The 1,402-nt window shown below is 64.8% G+C and carries 3 protein-coding genes; 1 reads left to right on the top strand and 2 read right to left on the bottom strand.

What is annotated here, in order from left to right:
* Window positions 1-124: 124 nt before the first annotated feature.
* Window positions 125-292, bottom strand: a complete 168-nt coding sequence (locus ACI3ET_RS16345) for a hypothetical protein (RefSeq protein ID WP_405034129.1) — start codon at window positions 290-292, stop codon at window positions 125-127.
* Between the two features lie 268 nt (window positions 293-560).
* Between ACI3ET_RS16345 and ACI3ET_RS16340 the strand changes: the two genes are divergently transcribed.
* On the top strand, window positions 561-920 hold the full coding sequence (locus ACI3ET_RS16340; RefSeq protein WP_405034128.1) for a tyrosine-type recombinase/integrase: 360 nt from the start codon (window positions 561-563) through the stop codon (window positions 918-920).
* Window positions 921-1,151: 231 nt separating this feature from the next.
* Here the strand turns inward: ACI3ET_RS16340 and ACI3ET_RS16335 are convergent.
* Window positions 1,152-1,402, bottom strand: a 251-nt coding sequence (locus ACI3ET_RS16335) for an integrase core domain-containing protein (protein WP_405033945.1), incomplete at its 5' end; no start/stop codon positions are given.

Raw genomic sequence — 1,402 nt, 5'->3', positions numbered from 1 at the left:
CTTGCCCAGGCCGCCCGACAAAGACTTGCCTACCACCGAGACCAGAGGAAGAATCAACCCAATCCAGAAGACCCGGATGTGGTCTGATCCACCCGCCCAAAGCGGACATTATCGCTGAAACACCTCATTCGGTTCCGTCGCCGAGGTGGAACCAGGCCAGAAGATTAGGCACTTCCCGAAACGGAGCCAAGCCGAAGATGTCACGATACAACGACACCGCAGAAGCAAACTGAGCAGGATCGTTGATCCGCACGCCCAGGAAACCAAGACCCTTCACCACGCCGTCGGACATGTCTACATCCTAGATTGCGCACTCTTTCGCCTAGGTCACGCAGCTGGAAGTCACCACCGTGCCTTGACCTCAACAGCTCTTCCGGCAATGACTTGGCGCCAGCGGCAGCACGGGGGCCGGCTACGAAAGCACGGTGACAACGCTGGGGCTCAGCGGACCGAGCTGTCCGCCTGGTTCACCGCCTCCGCGCAGCACATCAGGCAACACCTCGCCCACGTGATCGTCCGCGAGCTCCCTGACGTGGGTCACTTCGCCCCGATGGTCGCTCATGAACCGGTGGCCGAAGAACTCATCTCCTTCGTCGAATCGGTCTGACGACTCAGCCTGCCGGACGATCCCTGCGCACACTCAAGCACGCGCAGCGCGTCGGCGTGACCGTCACGCCGCCACCCGTCGCCTGCATGACCTCGCGGACGCCGCGGGTATCAGCCTGCCCCGGCTGCACCCGCAGATGTTCCTGCACACGTTCGTCACCACCATGCTGGATCCCGGCGTCGACCTGCGCGACGTCCCGATCGCTGCCCGCCACGCCGACCCACGCCCCACGATGCGCTACGACCGCGCCCGCAAGAATCTCGACCGACACCACAAGTACTTCCTCGCCGGGTACATGGCATCCGGCACCTGACCACCGCGCGGATCTGCCGCGGGTCGGCAGCAAAGAGGCGTGCGATATTGCGTCGTCTGACGTGCAGGTCCCGGCGCGATTCCCGTGGTCTGATGGGGCGCGTGGGTAGGCGTGAACTGAAGGTCGTTGAATAGCGACCGGCCATCACGGCGTGCAGCCGCCGCCTGACGTCGCGGCCGCGACGGACGTGGTGAGGTGTTTCAGCGTTAATGTCCGCTTTGGGCGGGTGGATCAGACCACATCCGGGTCTTCTGGATTGGGTTGATTCTTCCTCTGGTCTCGGTGGTAGGCAAGTCTTTGTCGGGCGGCCTGGGCGAGGCCCTGCCGGCGGGCTGCTCGGATCGCCTCGCCGCGGCCGGTGTGCTCGTCCAGGGGCGTGACGTAGCCGATGCCGGAGTGCAGCCGGGAGGCGTTGTACTCGGTGCGGACATCGTCGAGCTCGGCGCGCAGGAGCGCGGGGTCGGTGATCGCGTTCAGGTGGG

The sequence above is a fragment of the Ornithinimicrobium jinqii genome (assembly GCF_045032595.1).
Lineage (GTDB): Bacteria > Actinomycetota > Actinomycetes > Actinomycetales > Dermatophilaceae > Ornithinicoccus.
This window is presented reverse-complemented; position numbering and strand designations above follow the sequence as displayed.

Bases quoted from the DNA above. Each gene is read 5' to 3' on its own strand.
- ACI3ET_RS16345 (WP_405034129.1), bottom strand. From the start codon at position 292: ATGTCCGACGGCGTGGTGAAGGGTCTTGGTTTCCTGGGCGTGCGGATC.
- ACI3ET_RS16340 (WP_405034128.1), top strand. From the start codon at position 561: ATGAACCGGTGGCCGAAGAACTCATCTCCTTCGTCGAATCGGTCTGAC.